Origin of the sequence: Methylosinus sp. PW1 (assembly GCF_000745215.1) — a bacterium.
In the GTDB taxonomy this organism is placed as follows: domain Bacteria; phylum Pseudomonadota; class Alphaproteobacteria; order Rhizobiales; family Beijerinckiaceae; genus Methylosinus.
In genome coordinates, this window is sequence record NZ_JQNK01000002.1 from 242765 (window position 1) to 267571 (window position 24807).

The window sequence follows — 24807 nt, forward strand, 5'->3', positions numbered from 1 at the left end:
CCGCCTGTTAACGATTCCGTGACAGTCTGGCCACGATCGCTAACAGGACGGAAACTTTTTCACGCTGTGGCCTTTGCGCCACGATGCGCGAGCGTCACAAGGAGACGTAGACGAATTTCAGGCCCTTGAGCGTCGGGTAGTTCTCGCGCAGCGCCTTGGCGATCTTGCCGACGAGATCCTTGTCGCCGGCGGCCGAGGGACCGACGAAATCCGTTCCCTGCATCCATGTCTCGAGGAAGCAGTGGAGCGTGTTGTCATAGGCGTCGTCGGTCGGATGCGCCGTCTTGTCGGCGAGCGAGGCGATTCCGTCCGTGCTGACCTCGAGGCGCCAGTCGCGGTCGTCGACGACCGAGCCGATGAGCTTCGCAATGTCGGCGTCAGTCCAATCGCCCTTCAAATCAACGGCCATTTTTTTCGCTCCTTGCTGCGCGCGGCTTCGGCGGCGCGGGACAAAATGGACGAAGGGCCGGGATCGCCTGTCGGATAGCCGACAGGCGCACATCGCGGCCCTCCCCGCAGGCTCACTTCTTGGTGAGCTTGGCCACCGCCATGTCGATCGCGGTCGTCGCTTCGCCGACGGTGAGCCACGCCTCGGCGCGGTCCTCGTTCTTGAAGGATTTGCCGAGATTATACGGCTCCTCGCCCGGAACGTGCAGGAAGCAGGCCCATTTTCCGTCGGCCTGCTCCTCGACCGTTACTTTGTAGTCCGCCACGCGGTCCTCCTGTTGCTTTGCTGCATTTGTTCTCACGGTGCGCCGGTCCGTCTCCGGCGCGAGCGTGGAGAAGCAGATTGGGCGCCATATGACGAGACTTTCGGCGGCATGCTTATTGAACCGCGCTCTAGGGCCGGCGGGGCGCCGGCGCACGGAGGACGCACCCCATGACCGATATTGTGGAAGGGCCGGCGCTGGCCGCTCTCTCCTGCGGCAAGCCCGCTTTTCTCGTCGTGATGCTGCATGGGGAGGGCGCCGACGGGCAGACCATGGTCGATCACGCGCTCAATTGGGCGCCGACCATGCCCAAGGCCGAGTTCCTCTCCGCCGAGGCGCCCGCCAGCGTCGATGGTGTGAAGCGTTGGTTCGACGCCACTGACCCGGATGGGCTCGCCAAAGGACTGGCGGCGCTGGAGCGCTTTCTCGAGGCGGCGCTGGCGAAGCGCCGGCTGCCGGCCTCGCATCTGGCGCTGGTCGGCTTCTCACAGGGGGCGACTCTTGCGCTGCTCGCCGGTGTCGCGCGGCCGGGGCCGGCGGCGGCGGTGGTGGCCTTCGCCGGCGGTCCTTATGGCGCGGCGCCTTCTATCGGCCCCGATGGCGCGCCGCCCGTGCTGCTGATCCATGGCGACGCCGACGCGATCTCGCCGCTCGCCGCCGTGCGTGAGACAAAGGCCGCGCTGACGGGGCAGGGAGCCAAGGTCTTGTCGATGACGCGCAAGGGCCTCGATCATGCGATGGACGATGACGGGGTGATCGCGGCCGGCGATTTCCTCACCGAGCATGTCGTGCACAAGAAGAGCGCGGCGCATGAGGACGATCACGATCATGACCACGATCACGACGATCACGATCACGCGCATTGAGGCTCGGCACGGCTCTTGCGGGACGAGGTCAGGCACATTGCGAAAGGAGATCAGAACATGGCCCTGACCGCCGAGGACATAAAAGAAGGCAAATGCTATGCGACCCGCGGACCGGAGCGATACAAGGTGATCGCCATCAATCCGCGCGGGATCGTTACCTTCCTCACTTGGGAAGGCAATCAGAAGCCGAGCCCCCTGCGCGCCAATTGCGGCATGAAGGCCTTTCTGGAAGGCGTGACGAAGGAAATCCCCTGTCCGGCGGAGGGCTGAGCGTCACACCGGCAAGGTGACGGTCGCGCGCAAGCCGCCGAGCGGCGAGCCCTCGAGCGTCACCTCGCCGCCATGCGAGCGCATGATGTCGCGCGCTATGGCGAGGCCGAGACCCGAATGGCTCTCGTCCTGATTGCGCGACTCGTCCAGCCGGTAGAAGGGGCGGAAAGCGTCTTCTCGCCGCTCGACCGGAATGCCCGGGCCGTCGTCGTCTATGTGGATGGTCAGCATATGGCCGTCGTTGACGGCCGTGAGCGATATGTTTTTCGCATAGCGCTGGGCGTTGCCGACGAGATTGGCGAGGCAGCGGCGGAAGGCGGCCGGGCGCACGGCGACCTGCCTGCGGCCGGAAAAGCTCGTCTCGGCCCGAAGGCCGCGCCGCTCCGTGTCGGTCTTCAGCTCGTCCAGAATGGCGGTCACATCGGTCTCCGCCGTCGCCTCGCCGCCGTCGCCGCGCGCGAAGGCGAGATAGGCCTCCACCATGCGCTCCATCTCGTCGACGTCTTTCTTCAGCTCATTGGTCTCCGCGGTCTCGCCGATGAGGGCGAGCGACAGCTTGAAGCGCGTGATGATGGTGCGCAGATCATGCGACACGCCATTGAGCATGGTCGTGCGCTGCTCCATGGCGCGCTCGACTCGGCGCTTCATCTCCAAAAAGGCGGCGCCGGCCTGCCGCACCTCGCGCGCGCCGCGCGGGCTGAAGGCGACCTCGCGGCCCTTGCCGAACTCCTCCGCCGCGCGGGCGAGGCGCAGAATCGGGCGGATCTGATTGCGCAGGAAGGAGGTGGCGATAGCGATGATGACCAGAGACGCGATCACGGTCCAGATGAAGAAGATTTCCGAGTTCGACGCATAGGCCTGGGTGCGATGGGCGAGCAGCCGCATCACCGAATCGTCGAGCGCGACTCTTATTTCCACGATGTTGGAGCGCCCTACCGTGTCGATCCAGAAGGGGCGCTGCAGGCGCAGCGACAACTCCCGCGACAAAGTATGGTCGAGCAGTGAGAAGAAGGGCTTGGCGGCGGGCGGCGGCAGCGGCTCCTTGGGCAGGAAATGAACGTCTATGCTCAAATCCTCGCCGGCGATGCGCTGGATGATGTCGCGATGCTCGCCCTTGGGAAAGGCGTCGTAGAAATCGATCAGCGCGGCGACGTCGCGCGCCACGGCGGCGGAGAGGCGCGACGTCACCGCCTGCCAATGCCGCTCCATGAAAAAATAGGCGACCGCCGATTGCAGCAGCACGATCGGTAGAATCACGATCAGCAGCGAGCGGGCGTAGAGGCCTTTGGGCATGCGCTCGTGCAGCCAGCCGGCGAAGCGCCGCCAGAGCTGGCGCGGGGCGTCGAGCGCGGCGGGGAGGGCTGATGTCATTGCGCTTTTCCGTATTCCTCGTCCGGTCCGATGACGGCCTCCGCCCACAGCCTGTAGCCGCGGCCGCGGATCGTCTGCAAATGGCGCGGGCCTTGCGCGTCGCTCTCGAGCTTGCGGCGCAGCCGCGCCACCTCGACATCGACGCTTCGTTCGCCCGCGCTCTCGACTTTGCCATTGACGAGGCGCTGCGCCAACCTCTGCCGTGACACGATCTCGCCCGCATTCGTCGCCAGCACGCGCAGAATCTCCTCTTCGCGAGTCGTCAAATGGACGATTCGATCATGCTCGCGCAATCGGCCCTTTTCGAGATCGAAGCCGAAGGCGCCGAAGCGCACGCTCGCGGCCGCCGGGGCAGGGCGGGCGGCGCGGCCGGCGCGGCGCAGAATGCTGGCGATGCGCAGCGACAATTCGCGCGGCTCGAAGGGCTTGGCGAGATAATCGTCGACGCCGGCCTCGAGTCCGGCCACGCGATCGGCCGTCTCGCCGCGCGCGGTCAGCATGAGGATGGGGGAGGAGCGCAGGGGCTCCGCCTCGCTGCGCAATTTGCGCGCGAATTCCGGTCCGCTCTCGCCCGGCATCATCACGTCGAGGACGATGAGGTCGAAGGTCATGTCGGCGAGCCGCGCGCGCGCCTGGGCGGCGTCGGCGGCCGCGCTGACCAGATAGCCCTGCGCGACGAGATAGCGCGACAGCAGCGCGCGTATGCGCCTGTCGTCGTCGACGACGAGAATATGCGGGCCGGGCTCGGCCGCGGTCTGCGGCGCCGGCGCGCTCATGCGGCGTCGTCTTCGGCGAGCGGCCGCCGGCGCCGGCGCGGCGGCAGATGCGCGCGCACTTTCTCACGATCCGGGGCGTTGACCATGGCCAGCAGAAAATCGACGGTCATCTCGCGCGTCTCCGGCGGCAGCTCGCCGAAGACGCGGCGGAAGCGTTCCGATTGCAGCGTCGCCAGCTCCTGGGCGAGACGCGCGCCCTTGGCCGTCGGATAGAGGAGGCGCTGGCGACGGTCGGTCGCGCCCTCGCGCGCCTCGACGAATCCGGCGTCGAGCAATTGCTTGAGCACGCGGTTGAGGCTCTGCTTGGTGATCTTCAGAATATCGAGCAGGGCGGCGATGGCGAGGCCGGGGCGGCGATAGACGAAATGCAGCACGCGGTGATGGGCGCGGCCAAATTGGTAATTCTCGAGCAGCCGGTCGGCGTCGCCGACGAAATCGCGATAGGCGAAGAAGAACAGCTCGATGAGATCGAACATGGGCTCGCTCTCGGGCGCCGGCTCGCGTCCGACCAGCGCCTGCGTCGAGGCCGGGCGCGATGGCTTGCGTTCGATGGATGTTTTCACGTCGGGAACCGCTATATGTCGGTGGAAGCGAAAAAGCCGTGAACCATGCCCCGGACAGGGCGCTCGGAAGCCCGTCCTCTGAATGGGAGGGTGAAACGCCCCCTCCGACGCCGCTCGAACGTCCTGAACTTATACGTCAGCTATATTGACATATTTCTGACCGATGGCTAGTGGTTTGGAGAAGGCCGGCTCGAGACCGGCCGCCGCATGGGACGGCTCCCTCTTTTTTCGCCCTTGACCTCATCGGAGTGTCGGATGTCGGTTTTGCCCTTCGACCAGCGCGACGGCTACATCTGGTTCAATGGCGCGCTCATCCCCTGGCGCGACGCCAAGCTCCATGTGCTCTCGCACGGGCTGCATTACGGCTCCAGCGTGTTCGAGGGCGAGCGCGCCTATGGCGGCGTGATCTTCAAATCGACCGAGCATTCCGAGCGCTTCAAGCGTTCCGCGCAAATCCTCGATTTCGAGATTCCCTATAGCGTCGCCGAGCTCGACGCGGCCAAGGCCACGGTGGTGAAGGCCAATGGCTTCGACAGCTGCTATGTGCGGCCGGTGGCCTGGCGCGGCAGCGAGATGATGGCCGTCGCCGCGCAGAATTCGACGATCAATGTCGCCATCGCGACGTGGGACTGGCCGAGCATGTTCGACGTCGCCACCAAGATGAAGGGCATTCGTCTCGACGTCGCCGATTATCGCCGGCCCGATCCGCAGACCGCGCCCTCGCTGGCCAAGGCGGCGGGCCTCTATATGATCTGCACCATCTCCAAGCATCGCGCCGAGCGCCGCGGCTACGCCGACGCTCTGATGCTCGACTGGCAGGGCCGCGTCGCCGAATGCACCGGCGCCAATATCTTCTTCGTGAAGGACGGCGTGCTGCACACCCCTATCGCCGATTGCTTCCTCGACGGCATCACGCGCCGCACGGTCATCGATCTCGCCCGTCGCCGCTGGATAGAGGTGGTCGAGCGCCGCATCCTGCCGGAGGAGCTGCCCGAGTTCAGCGAGTGCTTCATCTGCGGCACGGGCGCCGAGGTCACGCCGGTCGCGGAGGCCGGCCCCTATCGCTTCACGCCGGGCGCCATCTCGCGCACGCTGATCGAGGACTACACGCGCGAGGTCGATCCGAAAGCGGCCGCCGCCTGAGCTTCGCCGCGTAACGCCGCGCGCCGGCGACGGGTCGAGAAAGCGATATCCGAGACGATTTGCTTCGTGTCCTACGCGTCTTCGTGGTAAAAAATCCCTCGAAGGCGCCATTGACGCGACGGGCCGAGGGGTTGGCGAGGCATGGGAAAGGTCACTGGGTTTCTGGAAGTCGACCGGCAGGACCGCAAATACAAGCCGGCCGCCGACCGCATCCGCCATTACGACGAATTCGTCATTCCCCTCTCCGAGGAGGCGACGCGCAATCAGGCGGCGCGCTGCATGGATTGCGGCATTCCGTTCTGCCACAATGGCTGCCCGGTCAATAATCAGATCCCGGATTGGAACGATCTCGTCTACAACGGCGACTGGCGCCGCGCGCTGGCCAATCTCCATTCCACCAATAATTTCCCGGAATTCACCGGCCGCGTCTGCCCCGCGCCCTGCGAGGCCTCCTGCACGCTGAATCTCGTCGACCAGCCGGTCACGATCAAGACGATCGAATGTTCGATCGTCGATCGCGGCTTCGAGGCGGGCTGGATCGCGCCCGAGCCGCCGAAGACCAAGACCGGCAAGCGCATCGCCGTCGTCGGCGCCGGCCCCGCGGGTCTCGCCGCCGCCCAGCAGCTGGCGCGCGTCGGCCATGACGTGCATGTCTATGAGAAGTTCGCCAAGGCCGGCGGCCTGCTGCGTTACGGCATTCCCGACTTCAAGATGGAGAAGCATCTCATCGACCGCCGCGTGGCGCAGCTCGAGGCGGAAGGGGTGGCCTTCCACTATAATGTGCATGTCGGGGTCGATCTCGAGACGGAGAAGCTCGTCGCCGAGCATGACGCCATCGTGCTCGCCGGCGGCTCCGAGCAGCCGCGCGATCTTTCGATTCCGGGGCGAGATCTGCGCGGCGTGCATTTCGCCATGGATTTCCTGCCGCAGCAGAACCGCCGCGTGTCCGGCGAGCCGCTCGTCACCAATGAGCCGATCCTCGCCTCCGGCAAGCATGTCGTCGTCATCGGCGGCGGCGACACGGGCTCGGACTGCATCGGCACCTCGGTGCGCCAGGGCGCGCTTTCGGTGACGCAGCTCGAGATCATGCCGCGCCCGCCGGAGAAGGAAGCCAAGCTCGTCACCTGGCCGGACTGGCCGCTGAAGCTGCGCACCTCCTCTTCCCATGACGAGGGCTCGACGCGCGAGTTCGCGGTGATGACGCGCGAGTTCATCGGCGCCGACGGCGCCGTCACGGGCCTGCGCTGCGAGCGCGTCGACGGCAAGCTGGCCGCCATTCCCGGCAGCGAGTTCACGCTGAAGGCCGATCTCGTGCTACTGGCCATGGGCTTCGTCTCGCCGGTCCGCGAGGGCCTGCTGGAAAAGCTCGCGGTCGCGCTGGACCCGCGCGGCAATGTGGCCGCCGACGTCAAATCCTATCGATCGTCACGCGAAAAAGTCTTCGCGTGCGGAGACATGCGGCGCGGGCAATCGCTCGTCGTATGGGCGATCCGCGAGGGCCGGCAATGCGCCGCCTCGGTGGACGCCTTCCTGATGGGCGAAACAAATCTACCAAGGTGAGGAAAAAATGCCCACGGCCCTGTGGTACTGTGAGAATATCGGAAATTCCGCGCTTCCCTATCTGCTGCTCGCCATGCCCATCGGCGGAGCCTATCTCTATGGGCAGAAGAAGACGCGCATCGCCTGGGCGCTGATCGGCGTCTGGGTCGTCGCGCAGGTCATCATCTCCGGCCTGACCAACGCCAATTGCGTCGGCTGACGCCGCGGAACCAAAAATAGGCCGGCGCTCGTCGCGAGACGCGCCGCCGGCGTTTCTCGTTCAGAGAACGTGGACCTGCGTGCCGACCTTCACGCGGCTGTAGAGATCGCTGACGTCGCCGTTCAGCATGCGGATGCAGCCGGAGGAGACGCCATGGCCGATCGTCCAGGGCTCGTTGGAGCCATGGATGCGGAACATCGTGTCGCGGCCGCCCGAATAGAGATACATGGCGCGCGCGCCGAGCGGATTATTGGCTCCGCCCGTCATATGGCGCGGCAGATCGGGGCGGCGGTGCAGCATGGCGGAAGGCGGCGTCCAGGCCGGCCAGGCCTCCTTGCGGCCGATATGCGTATGGCCGCGCCAAGTGAAGCCCGGACGGCCGACGCCGACGCCATAGCGCATCGCCTGACCGTCATTCATCGACAGATAGAGAACGCGATTTTGCGTGTCGACGGTGATCGTTCCCGGCCGCTGGCGAGTCGGATCGGCGACCACGGAACGCGTCGACGAATATTCGCCGGAGAGCTGGCCGTCCGAGGAGGACGGGGCGCTCGCCGCCGCCGAGCGTCCGCTGAACAGAAAGGCGAACGGATTTTCGAAAGCCTGCGCGGCGGGCGCGGCGCAGCCGAAGCCCAGCGCGAGCGCGACAGAAAGAGACGAACGACGAAAATACATGATGGATACTCCCTTCGAGGCCCTCGGGCCTTTCGAGCGGGAGAAAAATGCAGCGCCGGGGCGGCCGTTCCCTCGAGCCGCCGGCGCCGGCGCGCTTCATTCGAGACGAATTGAATGCGGAATTGACGGTTTCCGCGCGTTTTGAGCGAACGGTCCCGCTCAGCGCGTCTCGGCGGCCGAGGGGGTGGCGACGGCGGGCGCCGGGGTCGAGGCCTGCGCAGGAGCCGGCGTGGAAACGGGCGTGACCTTGGCGCCGCCGCGCGGCCAGGAGAAATCATCGGCGCGGCCGGGCTGGCTCGGCTGCTCGCCGCCCTCGCCGAAAATATGATCGACGAGCGCGCGCGCCGCGGCGGCTTGCGTCGCCTCCGTCGTGGAGGGGGATTTCACGCGCCGCGCCAGCTCGCCGTCGGCCGCGAGGGCGGCTCCGGTCAGCGGTTGCGTCTGGCCGATCGCCGGGCGGTCCGCCGGCAGGGTGGGCGCGACCGCCGGAGTTGGGCCGCTGGGCGCGATGATCTGAACCGGCGGCGCGACGACGGCGGCTTCCGCGGGCGGCGTTCCCTCGGCCGGGGGCAGGGCGGCTTCCGCAGGCGCGGCGTCGGGCGCCGGATGGCGCGCGTCGAAGAGCCGCTTGATCTCACCCTCGACGAAATGGGCGAGCTTGCGCGCGCCGACATCGGTGAAATGGACGCCGTCCGCCGACCGCAGCTTGACGATGCGCCCGTTTATATCGGGGCCGAAGGCCTGATATTGGTTGCGCTCATCGGCGAAGGCCTCCCAAATATCGATGAAAGCCGCGCTGTCCTGCGCCGCCGCCTGTCGGTAGATGTCGTTGAGCTTCGCCATATCGGCGGCGAAATGCTCGCTCTTGGTGACGGGCAGAGAGACCCAGACGAGCGGAATCTTCTTCTCGCGAAACGCCGCGCGCACAGTCTCCACCCGTTGGGCGTAGCGCTCGCGCCACCGCGGCGACAATGTCTCGATCGTCTCCGCGCCCTCGTGAATGGCCTGACGATCATTGGAGCCGATCATGATGACGGCCATGTCGATCTTGTCGCCGCCGGCGAGCAGCTCGCGCGCGGCCTTCGGCCAATCGAAATAATCCTCGCGCACGAGGCCGGTGCTGTCCTTGGCCCTGTGCAATATGCGGATATCGGCGCGGTCCGAATAGGCTTCGTCCAAGCCGTCCGCCAGCATTTGGCCCAGGCTGTCGCCGATCACCGCCACCTGGAAGGGCGGCGGGGCGTTGGGGTCCTCGGGCTTTTGCGTCTTGTCCTTCTTGGCCGCCTTGCTCTTGCCGTGCCAATAGGCGGGTGCGCTATATTCGCGATGGGGCACCAGCCGACGCATGCGGCCGGTCTCGCGCGCAGCCGGGCGGGCCTCCGAATGGGCGCGGGGGCGGCCGCCGAACAGCCCTTGGAAGAAATCCCCGACCGCATCCTGCGCCCGCGCGCTGTCCACGCCGCTAAAGAGCAGCGCGAGGAGGAGAATCGCGAAAAGGCCGAGGGTGCGGGAGAGGCTGCGCATATCGACAATATAGCGCGGCCCCGGCGGCAAAGCGATCCGGCGCCGCGCTGAGACGCGCGCCGCCGCCGGGAGTCCGAGAGATCAGCGCAAATGCGCGGGCGCCTGCGGATTATTCGCCGGGTTGGTGTCGTGCTTGGAGAGCTTCTCCACCACGCCGCCGCCGACAAGAGGCGCGAGATCGGCCTCGAGCGCGTCCGCGGCAGCCTTCGGATAGACCTCCTCGCCTTCCACATAAATGGAGAAGGACTTGACGTGCTTGGCCTTTTTGGCCGGGTCCTCGATCGTCGCCTTGGTCCACTTATAGAGCGGGAAGTGCTCGACGCCCTGCTTCTCCGCCTCGGTGACATAATTGACGAAAGCGTCGAACTGATTGCTCAGCGCCGCATGGTGCTTGGCCAAAATCGCGGCGATCGGAGCGATCGCCGCATTCTGCGGATCGGTGCGGGCGATCTCGGCAAAGTCGTCGCTGATGTTTAGCCGAATCTGATATTCCCACTCTTCGCTCATCGTCATGCTCCTCGGAAGGTCCGCCGCATCGGGCTCAATTGGCGCGGCGCGACGGTTTCGCCGCGACATTGCGCTCGGCCTGCCGCAAGGCGGCGAGGCATGGATTTGCCGAAGCTCGCGCCTCGGCGACGCGGGCGCCGGTGCGATCGGTCCAGGCCGCGCGCCGAAAGCCGCTGAAATAGTTATAGAGGCCGAGAGTCGAACGCGGCGCGAGGCCGAAGCGCCAGGACGCCTCGCCGAAGAGCGGGTCGATCTCGCGCCGCAATGTCTGATTGGGGGATGGCGATTGCCGCCAGCTCGGCGGATCGGCCGGGCCGCCGAAGGGCGTGAGATGCCGGGTCTGGACATAGCCCGTCTCGCCGTCGAAGGAGACGATGCTCCATTTTGGTCCCTGGCGCACGAGCACGATGGGCGAAAGGGCCGGTATGACGCCGATGAGATGCTCGGCGCTTCCCGCGTCGCCGCGAAGCGCGGCGTCCTGAAAGACGCAAGCCGGTTTCGCAGCCGCCGATCCGGCGAGTCCGAGCAGCGCCGCGGCCGCGCGGAAGATGCGAGTTGCGCTCCTCATGCGAACCTTCCCCGTGATTTCGGCAATATCCTAGTGAATAAGTAGGGTGTGTCAACGCCGTCGGCCTCTTTCAGGCCTCTTTCGCTGCGGCTTGACGCGAAGCCTCGTGCTCCGGCATCACTCGCGCAACGGGTTTTTGGAGCGGCGCATGTTCGTGCAATGGTCTCGTGTCTGCGTCCTCGCGGCGCTGGTCTCGTTCTTCACCTCGAGCGCCATGGCGCAATCGGCGCCGGAGGCGCGCAGCGGCGGCGGCTTCGACTTCTATGTGCTGACGCTCTCCTGGTCGCCTGCCTTTTGCGAGAGCGGCGGCGGTCGCGAATATCGCGCGCAATGCGAGCCCGGCCTCGGCAAGGGCTTCGTCACCCATGGCCTGTGGCCGCAATATGAGCATGGCTTTCCGAGCGAATGCGACGGCGCCGCGACGCCCTCGCGCATGGCGCTCGAGCATGTCGCCGGCGTCTATCCCGACGAAGGGCTGGCGCGGCACGAATGGCGCAAGCATGGCCGCTGCTCGGGCAAGAGCCCGACCGATTATTTCGTCGATGTGCGCCGCGCGACGGAGAGCGTGACCATTCCGGCCCTGCTCGAGCGGCCGCGGCAGGCGCAGAGCTTCGCGCCGCTCGACATTCAGCGCGCCTTCATCGCCGCCAATCCGCGGCTGCGGCCGGGGATGCTCGCCGTCACCTGCCGCAAGGGAGCGCTGCAGGATGTGCGCATCTGCTTCTCACGCGATCTGCGCGAGTTCCGCCCCTGTCCCGAGATCGCGCGCGGCGCCTGCCGCGCCGGCGAAATCTCCGTGCCGGCGCCGCTGTAGCCGATGAATTATCGCCATGGCTTTCACGCCGGCAATTTCGCCGATGTGCTCAAGCATGCGCTGCTGGTGCGGCTTCTCCTCTATCTCACGCGCAAGGAGACGCCGTTTCGCGTCATCGACACGCATGCGGGGGAGGGCGCCTATGACCTTTCCGCCGACGCCGCCGAGCGCACGGGCGAGTGGCGCGGCGGCATAGGCCGGGTCGCCGATCTCTCCGGCGCCGATGCGCGGCTGCGCGATCTGCTCGCGCCCTATCTCGATATCGTCGGCCCGCTCGGCGCGGAGGGGCGGCCCGCGCTTTATCCCGGCTCGCCGCTGATCGCGACGCGTTTCATGCGCGCGCAGGATCGCGCGGTCTTCTGCGAATTGCGGCCCGACGCTTTCGAGGCGCTGCAGAGACGCTTTGCGCGCGACAAGCGCGTGAAGGCCATTCATCTCGATGGCTATATCGGCCTCTCCGCCTTCGTGCCGCCCAAGGAGCGGCGCGGGCTCGTGCTGATCGATCCGCCCTTCGAGCAGCGCGACGAGACCGAGCGCATGCTGAAGAGTTTTCTCGACGCGCATCGCAAATGGCCGACGGGGATTTATGCGCTCTGGCGTCCGATCAAGGATGCGGGGGAATCGCGCTGGCTGATCGGCGCCTTGCGCGCCAGCGGGGTGAAGAAAATTCTGCGTCTCGATCTCTGCGTCGGAGGGGCCGAGGCGGATACCAAGCTGCGCAGCACTGGCCTCCTCGTCGTCAATCCGCCCTTCACTTTCGAGGAGGAGGCGCGGGCGATTTCGGCCTTTCTCGCGGAACGCTTGGCGCAGGGGCCGGGCGCCGGATGCGAGATCGAATGGGTGAGCGGAGAGTGAGCCGCTCCATCCCGGGCTCGATCCCGATTTTTGGGTATTTTGTTCCCGATTGGGACGTGGCCTCGGGCGGGACGGAAAGAGTTTCCTCGGAACTTCTCTCATAAGCTGAGAGCGAGAGTACCAAGAGATGGAGCATGACGCCGAGGGCGCGGCCTTCTGCGGCTCCGCCGACAGGGGCGCTGGAGCGCTCCGACTTCGGACGTTCGATGTCGAGCGACGACTCTTCCTTCTCCAGAAGAGGCGTATGCGTAAATGTTCGGCACTCGAATACTGGCCGCTCTCGGCGGCTTCGCTGGCGACCGCAAGGGCAGCGTCGTTTTTATTTTCGCCTTGGCCGCTGTGCCGCTTCTCATAGCCGCTGGCGGCGCGATCGATTATGCGACGACCGGCAGAGTGCAGACGCAGCTCGGCGCCATCGCCGATTCCGCGGCGCTGGCGGCGACGACGCCCGCGATGATGCTGCAATCGGCGACCAGCGGTCAAACGGCGGCGACGAATATGTTCGCCGCGCAGGCGCAGCGGATCAAGACGCTGACCTATGATGCGACGAAATTGACGGTGGCGGTCAATGACGCGACCTCGACCTTCTCGAAGATCAGAACCGTCAATGTCTCTTATACGGCGCAGATCGCCAACGCCTTCGGCTCATTCTATCGCAATACGACGACGACCTTCACGGTGAAGGCGGCGACCACCGCATCGACAGCGCGCAATATCGATTTTTATCTCGTTCTGGACAATTCGCCGTCGATGGAGCTTCCCGCGACGACGGCCGGCATAACGGCAATGACGACCGCCACCGGATGCGCCTTCGCCTGCCATGAGAACAACTTCTCGGAGGCGGGATATACGGTGCAATATCCCGGCTATGGAACGATCGACAGCTACACCTTTGCGAAGAATCAGGGCATCGTCCTGCGCATCGACAATGTGCGAGAGTCGGCGAAGAGCCTGGCGAGCACGGCTCAGGCGATGATGGTGGCGAATGGCGCGAATTATCGCTTCGCCGCCTATGCCTTCAATATGGGCTTCACGCAGCTGGTGGCCCTGACGGCGGCGACGAGCGCCAATGTGAGCGTCATAGCGGCGGGGATCAACGCGATGACGCCGCCTTTGATGGAAAAGGAGAATTATCTGCCGGCGGGCGCGAGCTACACCTATCCGACCAGCGCATCGACATGGACGTCGGCGACGATCGGCGCCAGTCCGCTCAACACGCGCAATGCGATGACCGACATCGGCATGGCGCTGACGCAGGCCAATAGCCTCATCGCCAATCCTGGCAATGGCACGAGCGCCAGCGGAGACTCGCCGCAGAAGGTTCTGCTGCTGGTGACGGATGGCCTCGTCGACGGAAACTTCGTCTCCAACGCCGCCTGCAACAATTATCAGAGGAGCTATTCGAACAGCTTCGGCGCCTTCTACCGCTGCCTCGGGCCGCTCGATCCCTCTTATTGCACGACGATCAAGAACCGCGGCGTTCGCATCGCGGTGCTCAACACCGTCTATTATCCGACGCCGGACAATGGCGGATTCTTCGACGCCGCCGTCAAGCCGTTCCTGTCGCAGGTCGGCGACGCGCTGAAGAGCTGCGCCTCGACGGATTTGTATTTCGAGGTGGATGGCGGCGGCGACATCAGCAATGCGATGACGATCATGTTCCAAAAGGCGGTGACGACGGCGGCGCATCTCACAAAATGAGCGGCGCGCCGTCCTCCCTCGGCTTTCAGCTTTCCGGCACTTCCCGCACGGCGCCGCGCGCGGCGCTGGTTGTCATGGCCGCATAGGCGCGCAGCGCCTTCGAGACCTTGCGCGCGCGTTTGGCCGGCTTCCAAGCGTCCTTGCCGCGCGCCTCTTCCGCCGCGCGGCGCTTCGCCAGCTCGTCCTCGGAAACGGCGAGGCGGATGGAGCGCGCCGGAATGTCGATCTCGATCTTGTCGCCTTCCTTCACCAGGCCGATGAGGCCGCCCTCGGCCGCCTCCGGCGAGACATGGCCGATGGAGAGGCCCGAAGTGCCGCCCGAAAAGCGCCCATCGGTGATGAGCGCGCAGGCTTTGCCGAGGCCCTTCGACTTCAGATAGCTCGTCGGATAGAGCATTTCCTGCATGCCGGGACCGCCGCGCGGACCTTCATAGCGGATCACCACCACATCGCCGGCGACGATCTTGCCGGTCAAGATCGCATCGACCGCGGCGTCCTGGCTCTCGAAGACGCGCGCCGGGCCGGCGAATTTCAGAATGGAATCGTCGACGCCCGCCGTCTTCACAATGCAGCCGTCCTGCGCGAGATTGCCGGTGAGAACCGCGAGACCGCCATCCTTGGAGAAGGCGTGGGCCGCGTCGCGCACGGCGCCTTTCTCGCGGTCGAGATCGAGCGCGTCGAAGCGGCGGCTCTGGCTGAAGGCCACTTGCGTCGGCACGCCGCCCGGCGCGGCGCGATAGAAATTCGCGACGCTCTCGCTATTGGAGACGCGCACGTCCCAACGCGCGAGCGCCTCGCCGAGCGTCGTCGCATGCACCGTCGGCAGATCGGTATGCAGCAGACCGGCGCGCGCCAGCTCGCCGAGAATGGCGTAGATGCCGCCGGCGCGATGCACGTCCTCGAGGTGAATGTCCGGCACGCTGGGCGCGACCTTGCACAGGACCGGCACGCGCCGCGACAGGCGGTCGATATCCGCCATTGTGAAGGGGACTTCAGCCTCATAGGCGGCGGCGAGAATATGCAGCACGGTGTTGGTGGAGCCGCCCATGGCGATGTCGAGCGTCATGGCGTTCTCGAAGGCTTCGAACTTCGCGATGGAGCGCGGCAGCACGCTGGAATCGTCCTGCTCGTACCAGCGGCGGGCGAGATCGACGATGAGATGGCCGGCCTCGACGAAGAGGCGCTCGCGATCGGAATGGGTCGCCAGCACAGTGCCATTGCCGGGCAAAGCGAGGCCGAGCGCCTCGGCGAGGCAGTTCATCGAATTGGCGGTGAACATGCCGGAGCAGGAGCCGCAGGTCGGGCAGGCGGAACGCTCGATGATCGCGACATCGGCGTCGCTCACCTTGTCGTCGCCGGCGGCCACCATGGCGTCGACGAGATCGAGGGCGTGGGCCTCGCCATGCAGCGTGACCTTGCCGGCCTCCATCGGCCCGCCGGAGACGAAGATGGTGGGGATGTTCAGCCGCAGCGCGGCCATCAGCATGCCGGGGGTGATCTTATCGCAATTGGAGATGCAGACGAGAGCGTCGGCGCAATGGGCGTTGCACATATATTCGACGCTGTCGGCGATGATCTCGCGCGAGGGCAGGGAATAGAGCATTCCGTCATGGCCCATGGCGATGCCGTCATCGACCGCGATCGTGTCGAACTCCTTGGCGACGCCGCCGGCCTTCTCGATCTCGCGCGCGACGAGCTGGCCGAGATCTTTCAGATGCACATGGCCCGGCACGAATTGCGTGAAGGAATTGGCGACGGCGATGATCGGCTTGCCGAAGTCGTCGTCCTTCATGCCTGTGGCCCGCCACAGGCCGCGCGCGCCCGCCATATTGCGTCCATGGGTGGTGGTGCGGGAGCGGAACGGCGGCATGGGCGGCTCTCTTCTTCTTTCAAAAGGCGTGTCGCAGATGCACTATCCCAAGGAGCCAGGCCCCGCAACCGGCCGAGGAGGCGGAAAGTGAGCGTCGGCCTCGCCGTTCTTTGAGAGGAAGCTCATGGCGCATCGATCGTCGGCGCCATCGCTCTGGCGACGCCTGTGCTGGGAGCCGAGCGGATTGGCGATGGCTGGCGCATTCGCTTCGGCGGCGACGACGCGGGCGCAGCGGAGGCCGAGCTTCTCGTCGTGGCCGCGGGGCTGCGCGCTCAGGCGGTCGCGGCGGGCATAGCGGGGCTCGAGCCGGCGGCGGTCCCGCCGCTCATCCTCGCCAAGGGCGGCTATTTCGCCTTTTCCGGCCGCCGCCCTTCACGCGGCTGATCTATCCGGCTCCGGTCGATGGCGGGCTCGGCGTCCATGTCACATTGGATCTCGCCGGCCGCATGCGCTTCGGGCCAGATGTGGAATGGATCGGCGCCGAGGATTATCGCGTCTGCCCCGCGCGCCGCGCCGATTTCGCGTCGCGCATTCGTCGCTATTGGCCGCAGCTGCCGGCCGAGAGGCTCGTTCCCGATTATGCCGGAATAATAATTAGTTGGGAGGGACCACTGTCGCACCTGACTCGCGCGAATTTGGTGGCTCCGCGGCAGCAGATCGAGAGCTATTCCTCCGATCCGTAAGGCAAATCACATCGTCTCGCATATTTCGGCGAGCTACGCCGTCGACAATGCCGACCGCGTGCTGGAGAACGAGTTTTTGTCGGGTGCGCCGCCCGCGACGACGCGCGGCAAGGCGAATATCTGGCCGGATGGGTCGCCGGCATCGCGTTCGCCGTACCCAGCGAGCATGCCCCTCTCCCATCGCATCAGAGCCTACGCCAGAACTCATCGCGCGAAGCTCGTCGAAGGCGCCGCCACGAGGCCGCTCACTTATAGCTCGAGCCCACAGAGTGTAGATTTCCGTCGAGATTTGACCCAGGATTTCCATTGAGAAGTGACCCGGGTTGAAGATGGCTTGCGGGTCAGTCGGTCGTCAAGTTGATCTACTCCTTTGATGGTTTGTCCGCCTTCGCCGAGCTGTCCTTGAACCGGAAGCTGTCGTTTCCGGTTTCGAGGATGTGGCAGCGGTGAGTGAGGCGATCGAGCAGAGCCGTCGTCATCTTGGCGTCCCCAAAGACGGCGGCCCATTCGCCGAAACCGAGGTTCGTCGTGATGATGACGCTGGTTCGCTCGTAGAGCTTGCTCAGCAGGTGGAACAGCAGCGCCCCGCCGGAGCCGCTGAACGGCAGGTAGCCGAGCTCGTCCAGGATGACGAGATCGGAATGAACGAGCCGTGCTGCGATCTGCCCGGACTTGCCCTGGTGCTTTTCCGCTTCGAGCGCGTTGACGAGCTCGACGGTGGAAAAGAACCGCACACGCTTTCTGTGATGCTCGATCGCCTGGACGCCGATCGCTGTCGCCAGATGCGTCTTGCCCGTGCCAGGTCCCCCGACCAGGACGGCGTTATGCGCATCCTCGAGGAACTCGCAGCGATGAAGCTGCCGTACGAGAGCCTCGTTGACCTCACCGCTGGCGAAGTCGAAGCCGGCGAGATCACGATAGTTCGGGAACCGCGCAGACTTGAGCTGGTAGGCGATCGATCTCACCTCCCGATCAGCGATTTCCGCCTTCAAGAGTTGCGACAGGATCGGCAGCGCGGCCTCGAAGGCTGGAGAGCCTTGCTCGGTCAGCTCGCTGACGGCTTGCGCCATGCCGTGCATTTTGAGACTGCGCAGCATGATGACGATGGCGCCGGCGGCGGGATTATGACGCATGGCGCGCCTCCTGACCTTTGCGCAGCGCGTCGTAGCGCTCGACATTCGCCTGCGGCTCGGTGGTGAGCGTCAACGCGTTGGGCGGCTTCACGGGCGGCGCGTCGACCGGCTTGCCGTCGACCAGGCGGTGCAACAGATTCAAGATGTGCATCTTGGTCGGCGCGCCGGCCGCCAACGCCAGTTCGACGGCGGTCAGCACAGCCTGCTCGTCGTGCTGTAGGACCAGAGCCAATATTTCGACCATCTCACGGTCGCCGCCCGGCTTCTTGAGCATGTACTGTTGCAGTGTCCGAAAGGCGGACGGCAGTTCGGCGAAGGGCGCGCCGTTGCGCAGCGCGCCCGGCTTGCGCTGGATAACGGAGAGATAATGCCGCCAGTCGTAGACCGTCACACCCTTGTGGTCATGCGAACGGGCGATGACGCGGGCGTGCTCGCACACGATCTGCCCTTCGGCGGCGACGACGACGCGCTCAGGGTAGACCCGGACGCTGACGGGGCAATTGGCGAACGAAGCCGGCACGCTGTAGCGGTTACGTTCCAAATGGATCAGGCATGTCGGCGAGACCCGCTTGGAGTGTTCGACGAAGCCGTCAAATGGCCGCGGAGGCTGCATCAGCTGCGGAACCTCCTCGCGCCAAGCCTCCGCGATCGTCCCCGGCTGCGCGCTGTGCGGGATCTCGGTCCACAGTTCGACGCATCGCGCCTCTAGCCAGTCGTTCAGCGCCGCCCGGGAAGGAAAATCCGGCATCGGCTGCCAAAGCCGATGGCGAGAATCCTGAACGTTCTTCTCGATTTGCCCCTTTTCCCAGCCGGAGGCCGGATTGCAGAACGTGGCCTCGAACAGGAAATGACTGACCATGGCGGTGAAGCGGGCGTTGACCTGGCGTTCTTTGCCGCGCCCGACCTTGTCGATCGCCGTGCTCATATTGTCATAGATGCCCCGCTGCGGCACGCCGCCCAGCACGCGAAAGGCGTGGTTGTGGGCGTCGAAGAGCATCTCATGCGTCTGTTGCGGGTAGGTCCGGAGGAAGAATGCGCGGCTGTAGGAGAGCTTGAACTGGGCGACCTGCAACTTGGTCCGCTCGCCCGCGATGATCGCCCAATCCTCCGACCAGTCGAACTGGAACGCCTCGCCGGGCAGAAACGTCAGCGGCACGAACGCGCCGCGCCCACAGGTCTGTTGCTCCCGATGCCGCGCCGCCTTCCACTCGCGTGCGAACGCCGCCACGCGATTGTAGGAGCCGTCGTAGCCGAGGGCGGCCAGATCCGCGTGCAACTGCTTGACCGTCCGCTTCTGCTTGCGCGATTTTGCCGCCTCCTGACGCAGCATATGCGCCAGCTTGTCGGCGAAGGCGTCGAGCCGGCTCGGTCGATCGGGCGCGGCGAACCGCGGCTCGACGTTGTCCGAGCGCAGGTATTTGCGCACCGTATTGCGCGATAGCCCCGTGCGGCGCGCAATCTCTCGGATCGAGAACTCCTGCCGATATCGCCAGCGTCGGATGACGCTCAATAACTCCATGTCGATCACTCCAAAGTCCCCCTCGCGATGCGGAGGGGGAAAGGTTCGAACATGGGTCAATTCTCGGTGGAAAAATCCGTGCTGCCTGGGTCAGCTCTCAGTGGAAATCAACAGCGCCGCCGATCACTGCCATGCCGATGGTGAGGCCGGCGCGGCTCAAAATGAGCGGCAGCCAATTGGTGAGCGAGATAGACACGAGCAGGCTCAAAAAGCCGATGACGGCCAGCAGCGCCGTGCCGCGGATGTAGGCTGGTCCGAAGAGATGCAGGACCGTCGACCGCTCTTCTGCGCCCGCGAGCGTGGCGGTGGCCTCGAGCTGCGGCGTCGGTTCGACGTTCAGGCGGCGGAGAATGTCGCGCAGACGCTCGCGAGAGTTCGGCCGGGTCGCTAGATAGGCCGCAGACTCGGGCACGACGAACCATGCTGGAGCGGCGAAGAGGAGGGGAGCGACGCCGCCGAGATAAAATATCAGGCGCCAGTCGTGGGACTGCAGAATATTTGCAGCGATCAAGCCGCCCAACATCGAGCCGAGAGGAACGCCGCAGAACATCGCCGTGACGAAAGTCGAGCGACGCCGACGGGGTGTATATTCGGCGGTGATCGCGAAGAGATTTGGAAGAGCCCCGCCGAGTCCCAATCCGGCGAGGAAGCGCAGAGCGATCAGCTCGTCGAGCCTCGCCGCCTGGACGTTCAGCAGCGACGCGGCGCCGACGAGAAGGAACGCCGCCAGCATGACCGTCTTGCGGCCGAATTTGTCGCCGAGCGGCCCTTGCGCCAGGACGCCCGTCAGCGATCCGAAGGAACCCGCGCCGAAGACCAGTCCGAAATCGGAGGTCTGGATATGCAGCTCGGCAGCGAGGGCGGGAGCGGCGTAGGCCATGGCCTGCGCATCGAAGCCATCGACCATTGCGAGCAGCCCGCAAAGCCCGACGACGATCAGCTGGCGGCCGCCGATGGCGGCATTGTCGATCGATTGCTCGATGGAGACCGTCCGATCCATTTTCTGCTCTCGTTTTCGAAGAGGCGCATTCTCATCCATCGCGCGGCAATCGACTGCGCGCCGTGAAACATCGGTCGCCTGCGCTCAAGTCACAACTACGACGCTCGAGGCCGGCGCTGGTCAATAATCGAATTCGAGCCGCAGCGTTTCACGATCGCGCATTTCGGCCAGTGTTTGGCCGAAGCTACGCAATACTGCACATCGACGCCGCGATTAGACGATTCGTCAGAGCCCGAATTGGCGCCTTGCACATCAATAGAGCTTGACGAGCAGCGTTCCTCCCACCGAGCGTGGAAAATCCTGCAACTGGATTGTCGTCGCTGTCGTCGAGCTTCCGGGCGACCAAGCGGTGATGTAACGCTGGTCGAAGACATTCTTGGCCCAGATCGAAAGGCTGTAGCGCTCGTCGTCCGTGCGTAGGCCGAGACCCGCGTTCACGATGGAATAGGCAGGCTGCCAATATTGACGAACCGACCAGGGGCTCGTGAGCTGCGTCCTGTCTTGCCATGCGAGGTTGGCGTAGCCGAACGCCGTGACCGGGCGGTCCCAGAATGGACCGAGATCGCGCAACGCCGGGCCGAGCGGATGGTCGTAAGTCGCGCCGATATTCACGGCCCATTTGGGCAGATTCTCCCACCGTGAATTGGAACGCGAGAGGGTGAGCGGCGCTCTGATGAAGCCGACCGGCGTAGGCGAAGGCGTGGACCAGATCCAATCAGCCGGCGGCGCGGCATTGGCGTAATCGATGTAGCGCGCCTCTGTATAAGCGCCGTTGAACGAAATCCAGAGACGCTCAATCGGCGAGAAGCGCCCGGTGAACTCGACGCCGCGCAGCCGCACATGCGGAACCGATCCGAGATAGGTCTGGCGTAGCGGCTGGCCGGTGGCGTCCGTATAGCTCGTGTCGACCATATTGGCCTGGAAGTCGAAAATATCCGCCCAATAGAGACTGACGTTGGCGATGAGCTTTCCGTCGAGCCAATTGGTCTTGGCTCCGAGCTCATAGTCCCAGCTCGTCTCGGCCCGAGTGAAAAGGGGCTGGAATCCCTTGAAGGTCGTTCCCGACCAGATCGGCTGGGCGCGGTCGTTGACGGCCGCCGCTTTCTCGCCGCGCCCGACGAGGCCATGGAACAGAATGTTCTCGCTGAATTTGTAGGAAGGATTGAAAATGCCGGTGAACATGTTGCGCGTTTTTGTGGCGCTGCCGGTGTCGTAATCGCCGATGCCGCCGCCGCCGCGAATCGCATTATAGACCTGGATCGGCGAGAAACGCTGGCTCCACGCCTTCTCCCAACCGAACACCGATCCTTCCTTGATCTCGTAGCTGTCGCGCAGGCCGAGGGTCAGCGTCCATCGATCGTCGAGGCGAAAGGCGCCCTGTCCGAATCCGCCTATGTGGAAGGTGCGGGATTTGCCGTCGGTGCGCTGTTGAAAACCGTTGAGGAGGGCGGGATCGGTGGTCGGCGTTCCGAACCATTGTGCGGCGTTGCTGCCGAAATCGGTATGCGAATACGACCGTGTCTTCTCATAGAGCGAATAGAGCCCAGCTTGCCATTCGAGCCTCTGGTCGCGGGGAGAAGCGAGCCGCAGCTCTTGCGAAAATTGATCGACATAGACGTCGGCGTCGCCGCCGACATTCGTGATCTCCGTCTCTTGAATGCCGAGAGCATTGTGTGAATGCAGCGTGAACTCGCCCCATGCGGAGATCGAGGTGAGCGTGTAGTCGCCGAGCTGCCAATTCAATTCGTTGGAGAGCGTGGTCGTGCGCGTGTTCCAGGGGCCGTTGCGCGTGTTGAAGGGTTTGTAGGCGTCGAAGGCCAGCACGCGGCGTCCCAGCCGACTGAGCAAGGTTTGCGCATAGGTCGCGCCGATTGTTCCATTGGCGAAGATGGGAACCGAATCGCCGACCTGTCCCGTGTGATTGTTGGATGCGATATATTCCTGCGAGCTCGTGCGGTAGAAGATCAGTCGGTCGGTCACGCTGTCGCCGACATAGAGCAGCTGCCCGCGCGCGCCCCAGCGATCATTGTTCAGATAGCCCGCTCCGGTGACCTGATCGTGAATCCAGCCCGAGCCCTTGTCGAGATAGAGAGCCAAGCGATAGGCGAGCCTGTCGTCGATGACGGGACCGGTGACGTTCAGCTTCTCGACGATATGGCTGTAATTGGCGAAGGAGGTCTCGAGCGTCGCCTTGCGCTCGAAAGACGGCAGTTGCGTGCGAAGGACGATATTGCCGACTGTCGTGTTCTTGCCGAGCGCCGTCCCCTGCGGTCCGAGTCCGACCTCGAAGGAGTCGAGATCGATGAAGTCGCCCCATTGGAAGCCGACATGTTTCCAGAAGACATTGTCGACGATGAAGCCCGTGTCCAATTCGGACGAGTCGCCATTGCCGGCGCCGCGGCCGACGCCGCGGATCGCCGGCGTCGACGTACGAGCGGTCGCGATGTTGGGTCGGTAATTGGGAACCAGCTGCGAGAGGTCGGAGAGGCGCTCCAGATGCTCCTCTTCGGCCCTTTGCCCATCGACGATCGCCGCCGAACGTGGCGTGCTCAGCAGGACCTTTTCCTCCTGCCGCGTCAGCCCCGGCGTCCGCGCGCCGACGACCACGTCGGCGATCTCGGCGTCCTCTGCGAAAGCGAGCTGCGATGAAAAACCGGCGCCTGCCGCTAGGGCGAGCGGCGCGACGACGGATAAAAACGCGCGTGTGAGCTCGTCGACAGCACGACCCATAGGACGCACGCCTCCTTACAGAACAATACTATATAAGGTCGCGCACCGCGCGAGACGTAAGAGATGGTTTTTGACGCGCATGAGCGCGCCTTTTTCCTTGGCTCGCGGGCAAGCGCACAAAAAATCTATTGTGCCGACGCCAGCATTCAAATGATCAGCTTCGCGGATCGTTCAATTTCGTAAATCTCAGCCGGCAGTGGTGCGCCACGTTCGCGACCTTCGGCCTCGCGAGTCTGCGACTTCTCGGGCCTTACGCCCCGGAACGACGCCGCACGCCACTCCGGGGTCATCGGCCCTTTACGCTCAGGCGAGCAGCTCTTTCACGACCTTGCCATAGACAACCGTCGGGCGCTCTGCGCGACCGCCTCTCGAGAATGTGGTCTTGAGGTGATCGAGGCCGACAAGCTGCAGAACGGTCGCGTGCAGATCATAGGTGTCGACGGGATTTTCGACGGCCTTCAGACCGATTTCATCCGTTGCGCCATGCGTATATCCGGCTTTCGCCCCTCCGCCGGCGAGCCACTGCGTGTAGCCCCACGGATTATGATCGCGCCCGTCTCCGCTCTGGCCGTAGGATGTGCGCCCGAATTCGGATGTCCAGACCACCAGAGTTTCGTCCAGCAGTCCGCGCGACTTCAAATCCGCCAATAGACCAGCGATGGGCTTGTCGACGGCGCGGGAACGCGCGCCGTGATTTTCCTCGAGCTTGCTGTGCGCGTCCCAATTGCTGAAATCGACGCCCGCATTGTCGAAAGGCCAGGACACGACTTGAATGAAGCGCACGCCGCGTTCGACGAGCCGCCGCGCTCTCAACAGAATCGTTCCATATTCGCGCGTCGCCTCTGAATTCAGCCCATAGAGTTCTCTGGTCGCCGCCGTCTCATGCGTGATATCGACCGCTTCCGGCGCCGAAGCCTCCATTCGGTAGGCGAGCTCATATGAGCGTGCGCGCGCCGCCAGCTCGCTGTCATTGGGATGGCGCGCGGCGTCCTTCTCATTGAGATGCAACAGGAGATCGAGATTGGATCTCTGCTCGCTCGAAGAAATCAATTCGGGCCGCTCGAGATGAAGTATGGGCGACGGCCCCGATCGAAACGCCGTGCCTTGATGGACGGCCGGAAGGAAGCCCGAGCTCCAATTGATGGATCCGCCACGTGGCTCCTTGTCCCCCGCATAGAGCACGACGAAGGGGGGCAAATCCGGATTGGCCGAGCCGAGTGCGTAGGAAATCCAGGATCCGAGCGACGGACGACCTGGAACGAGATCGCCGGTGTTCAGCTTCAAGATCGAGATATCATGCGTGGCGCCGACGGTGACGCTCGACTTCACGAAAGCAATCTCGTCCGCATGTTGCGCGAGTTCCGGCAGAAAATCGGAAAACCATGCGCCACTCTCGCCATATTGCTTCCAGCTGCGGTTCGAGGCGAACAGTTTTCCCGTCTTGCCTTGGCCGGCCGTGCGAATGCCCGTCAAGAACGATTCCGGCGTGTCCTGGCCGGCGAGTCGCTCCAAAGTCGGCTTATAGTCGAAAAGATCGAGCGTGCTCGGCGCGCCGTCCATGTGCAGCCAGATGATCGACTTCGCCTTGGGCGCGAAATGCGGCTCACGTCGAGCCAATGGATCGAGCCTCGGCGCGGCTGCCGCGAAAGGAACCGAAAGCATCCCGCCGCCGGGCATAGAAGCGTTCAGCGCGAAGCCGCCGAGCCCATAGGCCGAGCCAACCAACCAGTCACGTCTCGAATGTCCGCTCATGATATGTTCCTTCGCGAA

The 24807-nt window shown here is 64.7% G+C and carries 24 protein-coding genes; 9 read left to right on the forward strand and 15 right to left on the reverse strand.

The window, feature by feature from the left end; genetic code table 11:
* Positions 1-94: 94 nt before the first annotated feature.
* Both K369_RS01625 and K369_RS01630 read right to left on the reverse strand, forming a co-directional pair.
* Positions 95-409, reverse strand: a complete 315-nt coding sequence (locus K369_RS01625) for a hypothetical protein (RefSeq protein ID WP_036286763.1) — start codon at positions 407-409, stop codon at positions 95-97.
* Positions 410-521: 112 nt separating this feature from the next.
* Positions 522-713, reverse strand: a complete 192-nt coding sequence (locus K369_RS01630; RefSeq protein WP_026191360.1) for a hypothetical protein — start codon at positions 711-713, stop codon at positions 522-524.
* Positions 714-880: 167 nt separating this feature from the next.
* Here K369_RS01630 and K369_RS01635 point away from each other — a divergent pair, with 167 nt between their 5' ends.
* Together K369_RS01635 and K369_RS01640 are read left to right on the forward strand one after the other, a co-directional pair.
* Positions 881-1576, forward strand: coding sequence for an alpha/beta hydrolase (locus K369_RS01635; protein WP_036286766.1), 696 nt, complete (start codon positions 881-883; stop codon positions 1574-1576).
* Positions 1577-1633: 57 nt separating this feature from the next.
* Complete coding sequence (locus tag K369_RS01640) at positions 1634-1846, forward strand: hypothetical protein (RefSeq protein WP_018265794.1); 213 nt, start codon at positions 1634-1636, stop codon at positions 1844-1846.
* 3 nt (positions 1847-1849) lie between these two features.
* On the opposite strand, the gene K369_RS01645 is transcribed toward K369_RS01640, so the two are convergent.
* From K369_RS01645 to K369_RS01655, 3 genes are read right to left on the reverse strand one after another with little or no spacing between them, the layout of a single operon-like run.
* On the reverse strand, positions 1850-3217 hold the full coding sequence (locus K369_RS01645) for an ATP-binding protein (RefSeq protein WP_036286769.1): 1368 nt from the start codon (positions 3215-3217) through the stop codon (positions 1850-1852).
* Positions 3214-3993 (reverse strand): response regulator, encoded by a 780-nt coding sequence (locus tag K369_RS01650; RefSeq protein ID WP_036286772.1) that lies wholly within the window; start codon positions 3991-3993, stop codon positions 3214-3216. The genes K369_RS01645 and K369_RS01650 overlap by 4 nt, the downstream gene beginning before the upstream one ends.
* Positions 3990-4556, reverse strand: coding sequence for a MarR family transcriptional regulator (locus K369_RS01655; RefSeq protein WP_036286775.1), 567 nt, complete (start codon positions 4554-4556; stop codon positions 3990-3992). The genes K369_RS01650 and K369_RS01655 overlap by 4 nt, the downstream gene beginning before the upstream one ends.
* Positions 4557-4811: 255 nt before the next feature.
* Here K369_RS01655 and K369_RS01660 point away from each other — a divergent pair, with 255 nt between their 5' ends.
* From K369_RS01660 to K369_RS01670, 3 genes are all read left to right on the forward strand, one after another.
* Positions 4812-5699, forward strand: coding sequence for a branched-chain amino acid aminotransferase (locus K369_RS01660; RefSeq protein WP_036286778.1), 888 nt, complete (start codon positions 4812-4814; stop codon positions 5697-5699).
* Positions 5700-5840: 141 nt separating this feature from the next.
* Positions 5841-7259 carry a glutamate synthase subunit beta gene (locus K369_RS01665; protein ID WP_036286781.1) on the forward strand — a complete coding sequence of 473 codons (1419 nt, stop codon included), beginning with the start codon at positions 5841-5843 and terminating at the stop codon, positions 7257-7259.
* Positions 7260-7266: 7 nt separating this feature from the next.
* Positions 7267-7458, forward strand: a complete 192-nt coding sequence (locus K369_RS01670; RefSeq protein WP_036286784.1) for a hypothetical protein — start codon at positions 7267-7269, stop codon at positions 7456-7458.
* A gap of 60 nt (positions 7459-7518) precedes the next feature.
* Here the strand turns inward: K369_RS01670 and K369_RS01675 are convergent, their stop codons facing one another.
* From K369_RS01675 to K369_RS01690, 4 genes are all read right to left on the reverse strand, one after another.
* Positions 7519-8133, reverse strand: a complete 615-nt coding sequence (locus tag K369_RS01675) for a L,D-transpeptidase (protein ID WP_036286787.1) — start codon at positions 8131-8133, stop codon at positions 7519-7521.
* Between the two features lie 159 nt (positions 8134-8292).
* Positions 8293-9657, reverse strand: a complete 1365-nt coding sequence (locus K369_RS01680; RefSeq protein WP_084570413.1) for an SGNH family hydrolase — start codon at positions 9655-9657, stop codon at positions 8293-8295.
* Between the two features lie 81 nt (positions 9658-9738).
* On the reverse strand, positions 9739-10164 hold the full coding sequence (locus K369_RS01685) for a hypothetical protein (RefSeq protein WP_036287550.1): 426 nt from the start codon (positions 10162-10164) through the stop codon (positions 9739-9741).
* Between the two features lie 34 nt (positions 10165-10198).
* Positions 10199-10732 carry a hypothetical protein gene (locus tag K369_RS01690; protein ID WP_036286790.1) on the reverse strand — a complete coding sequence of 178 codons (534 nt, stop codon included), beginning with the start codon at positions 10730-10732 and terminating at the stop codon, positions 10199-10201.
* Positions 10733-10880: 148 nt separating this feature from the next.
* Here K369_RS01690 and K369_RS01695 point away from each other — a divergent pair, with 148 nt between their 5' ends.
* The 3 genes from K369_RS01695 (at position 10881) to K369_RS01705 (ending at position 14102) form a co-directional block, all read left to right on the forward strand.
* Positions 10881-11546 carry a ribonuclease T2 gene (locus tag K369_RS01695; protein WP_084570415.1) on the forward strand — a complete coding sequence of 222 codons (666 nt, stop codon included), beginning with the start codon at positions 10881-10883 and terminating at the stop codon, positions 11544-11546.
* Positions 11547-11549: 3 nt separating this feature from the next.
* On the forward strand, positions 11550-12401 hold the full coding sequence (locus K369_RS01700) for a 23S rRNA (adenine(2030)-N(6))-methyltransferase RlmJ (protein ID WP_036286793.1): 852 nt from the start codon (positions 11550-11552) through the stop codon (positions 12399-12401).
* A gap of 252 nt (positions 12402-12653) precedes the next feature.
* Positions 12654-14102, forward strand: a complete 1449-nt coding sequence (locus K369_RS01705; RefSeq protein WP_036286794.1) for a TadE/TadG family type IV pilus assembly protein — start codon at positions 12654-12656, stop codon at positions 14100-14102.
* Positions 14103-14127: 25 nt separating this feature from the next.
* On the opposite strand, the gene ilvD is transcribed toward K369_RS01705, so the two are convergent.
* Complete coding sequence (gene ilvD / locus K369_RS01710; RefSeq protein ID WP_036286797.1) at positions 14128-15972, reverse strand: dihydroxy-acid dehydratase; 1845 nt, start codon at positions 15970-15972, stop codon at positions 14128-14130.
* A gap of 110 nt (positions 15973-16082) precedes the next feature.
* Between ilvD and K369_RS28090 the strand changes: the two genes are divergently transcribed.
* Positions 16083-16655: an FAD-dependent oxidoreductase gene (locus K369_RS28090; RefSeq protein ID WP_371033280.1), complete on the forward strand. Its 573-nt coding sequence runs from the start codon at positions 16083-16085 to the stop codon at positions 16653-16655.
* A 362-nt stretch (positions 16656-17017) separates the two neighbouring features.
* Here the strand turns inward: K369_RS28090 and istB are convergent, their stop codons facing one another.
* The 5 genes from istB to K369_RS01740 form a co-directional block, all read right to left on the reverse strand.
* Positions 17018-17788, reverse strand: a complete 771-nt coding sequence (istB, locus tag K369_RS01720; RefSeq protein ID WP_036286799.1) for an IS21-like element helper ATPase IstB — start codon at positions 17786-17788, stop codon at positions 17018-17020.
* Positions 17778-19307 (reverse strand): IS21 family transposase, encoded by a 1530-nt coding sequence (gene istA, locus K369_RS01725; protein ID WP_084570383.1) that lies wholly within the window; start codon positions 19305-19307, stop codon positions 17778-17780. The genes istB and istA overlap by 11 nt, the downstream gene beginning before the upstream one ends.
* 97 nt (positions 19308-19404) lie before the next feature.
* Entirely contained in the window at positions 19405-20307 is a 903-nt protein-coding gene (locus K369_RS01730) for an MFS transporter (protein ID WP_051948723.1), read from the reverse strand.
* A 252-nt stretch (positions 20308-20559) separates the two neighbouring features.
* Positions 20560-23037 carry a TonB-dependent receptor gene (locus tag K369_RS01735; protein ID WP_084570385.1) on the reverse strand — a complete coding sequence of 826 codons (2478 nt, stop codon included), beginning with the start codon at positions 23035-23037 and terminating at the stop codon, positions 20560-20562.
* Between the two features lie 303 nt (positions 23038-23340).
* Positions 23341-24789: a DUF1501 domain-containing protein gene (locus K369_RS01740; protein ID WP_036287561.1), complete on the reverse strand. Its 1449-nt coding sequence runs from the start codon at positions 24787-24789 to the stop codon at positions 23341-23343.
* Positions 24790-24807: the final 18 nt, after the last annotated feature.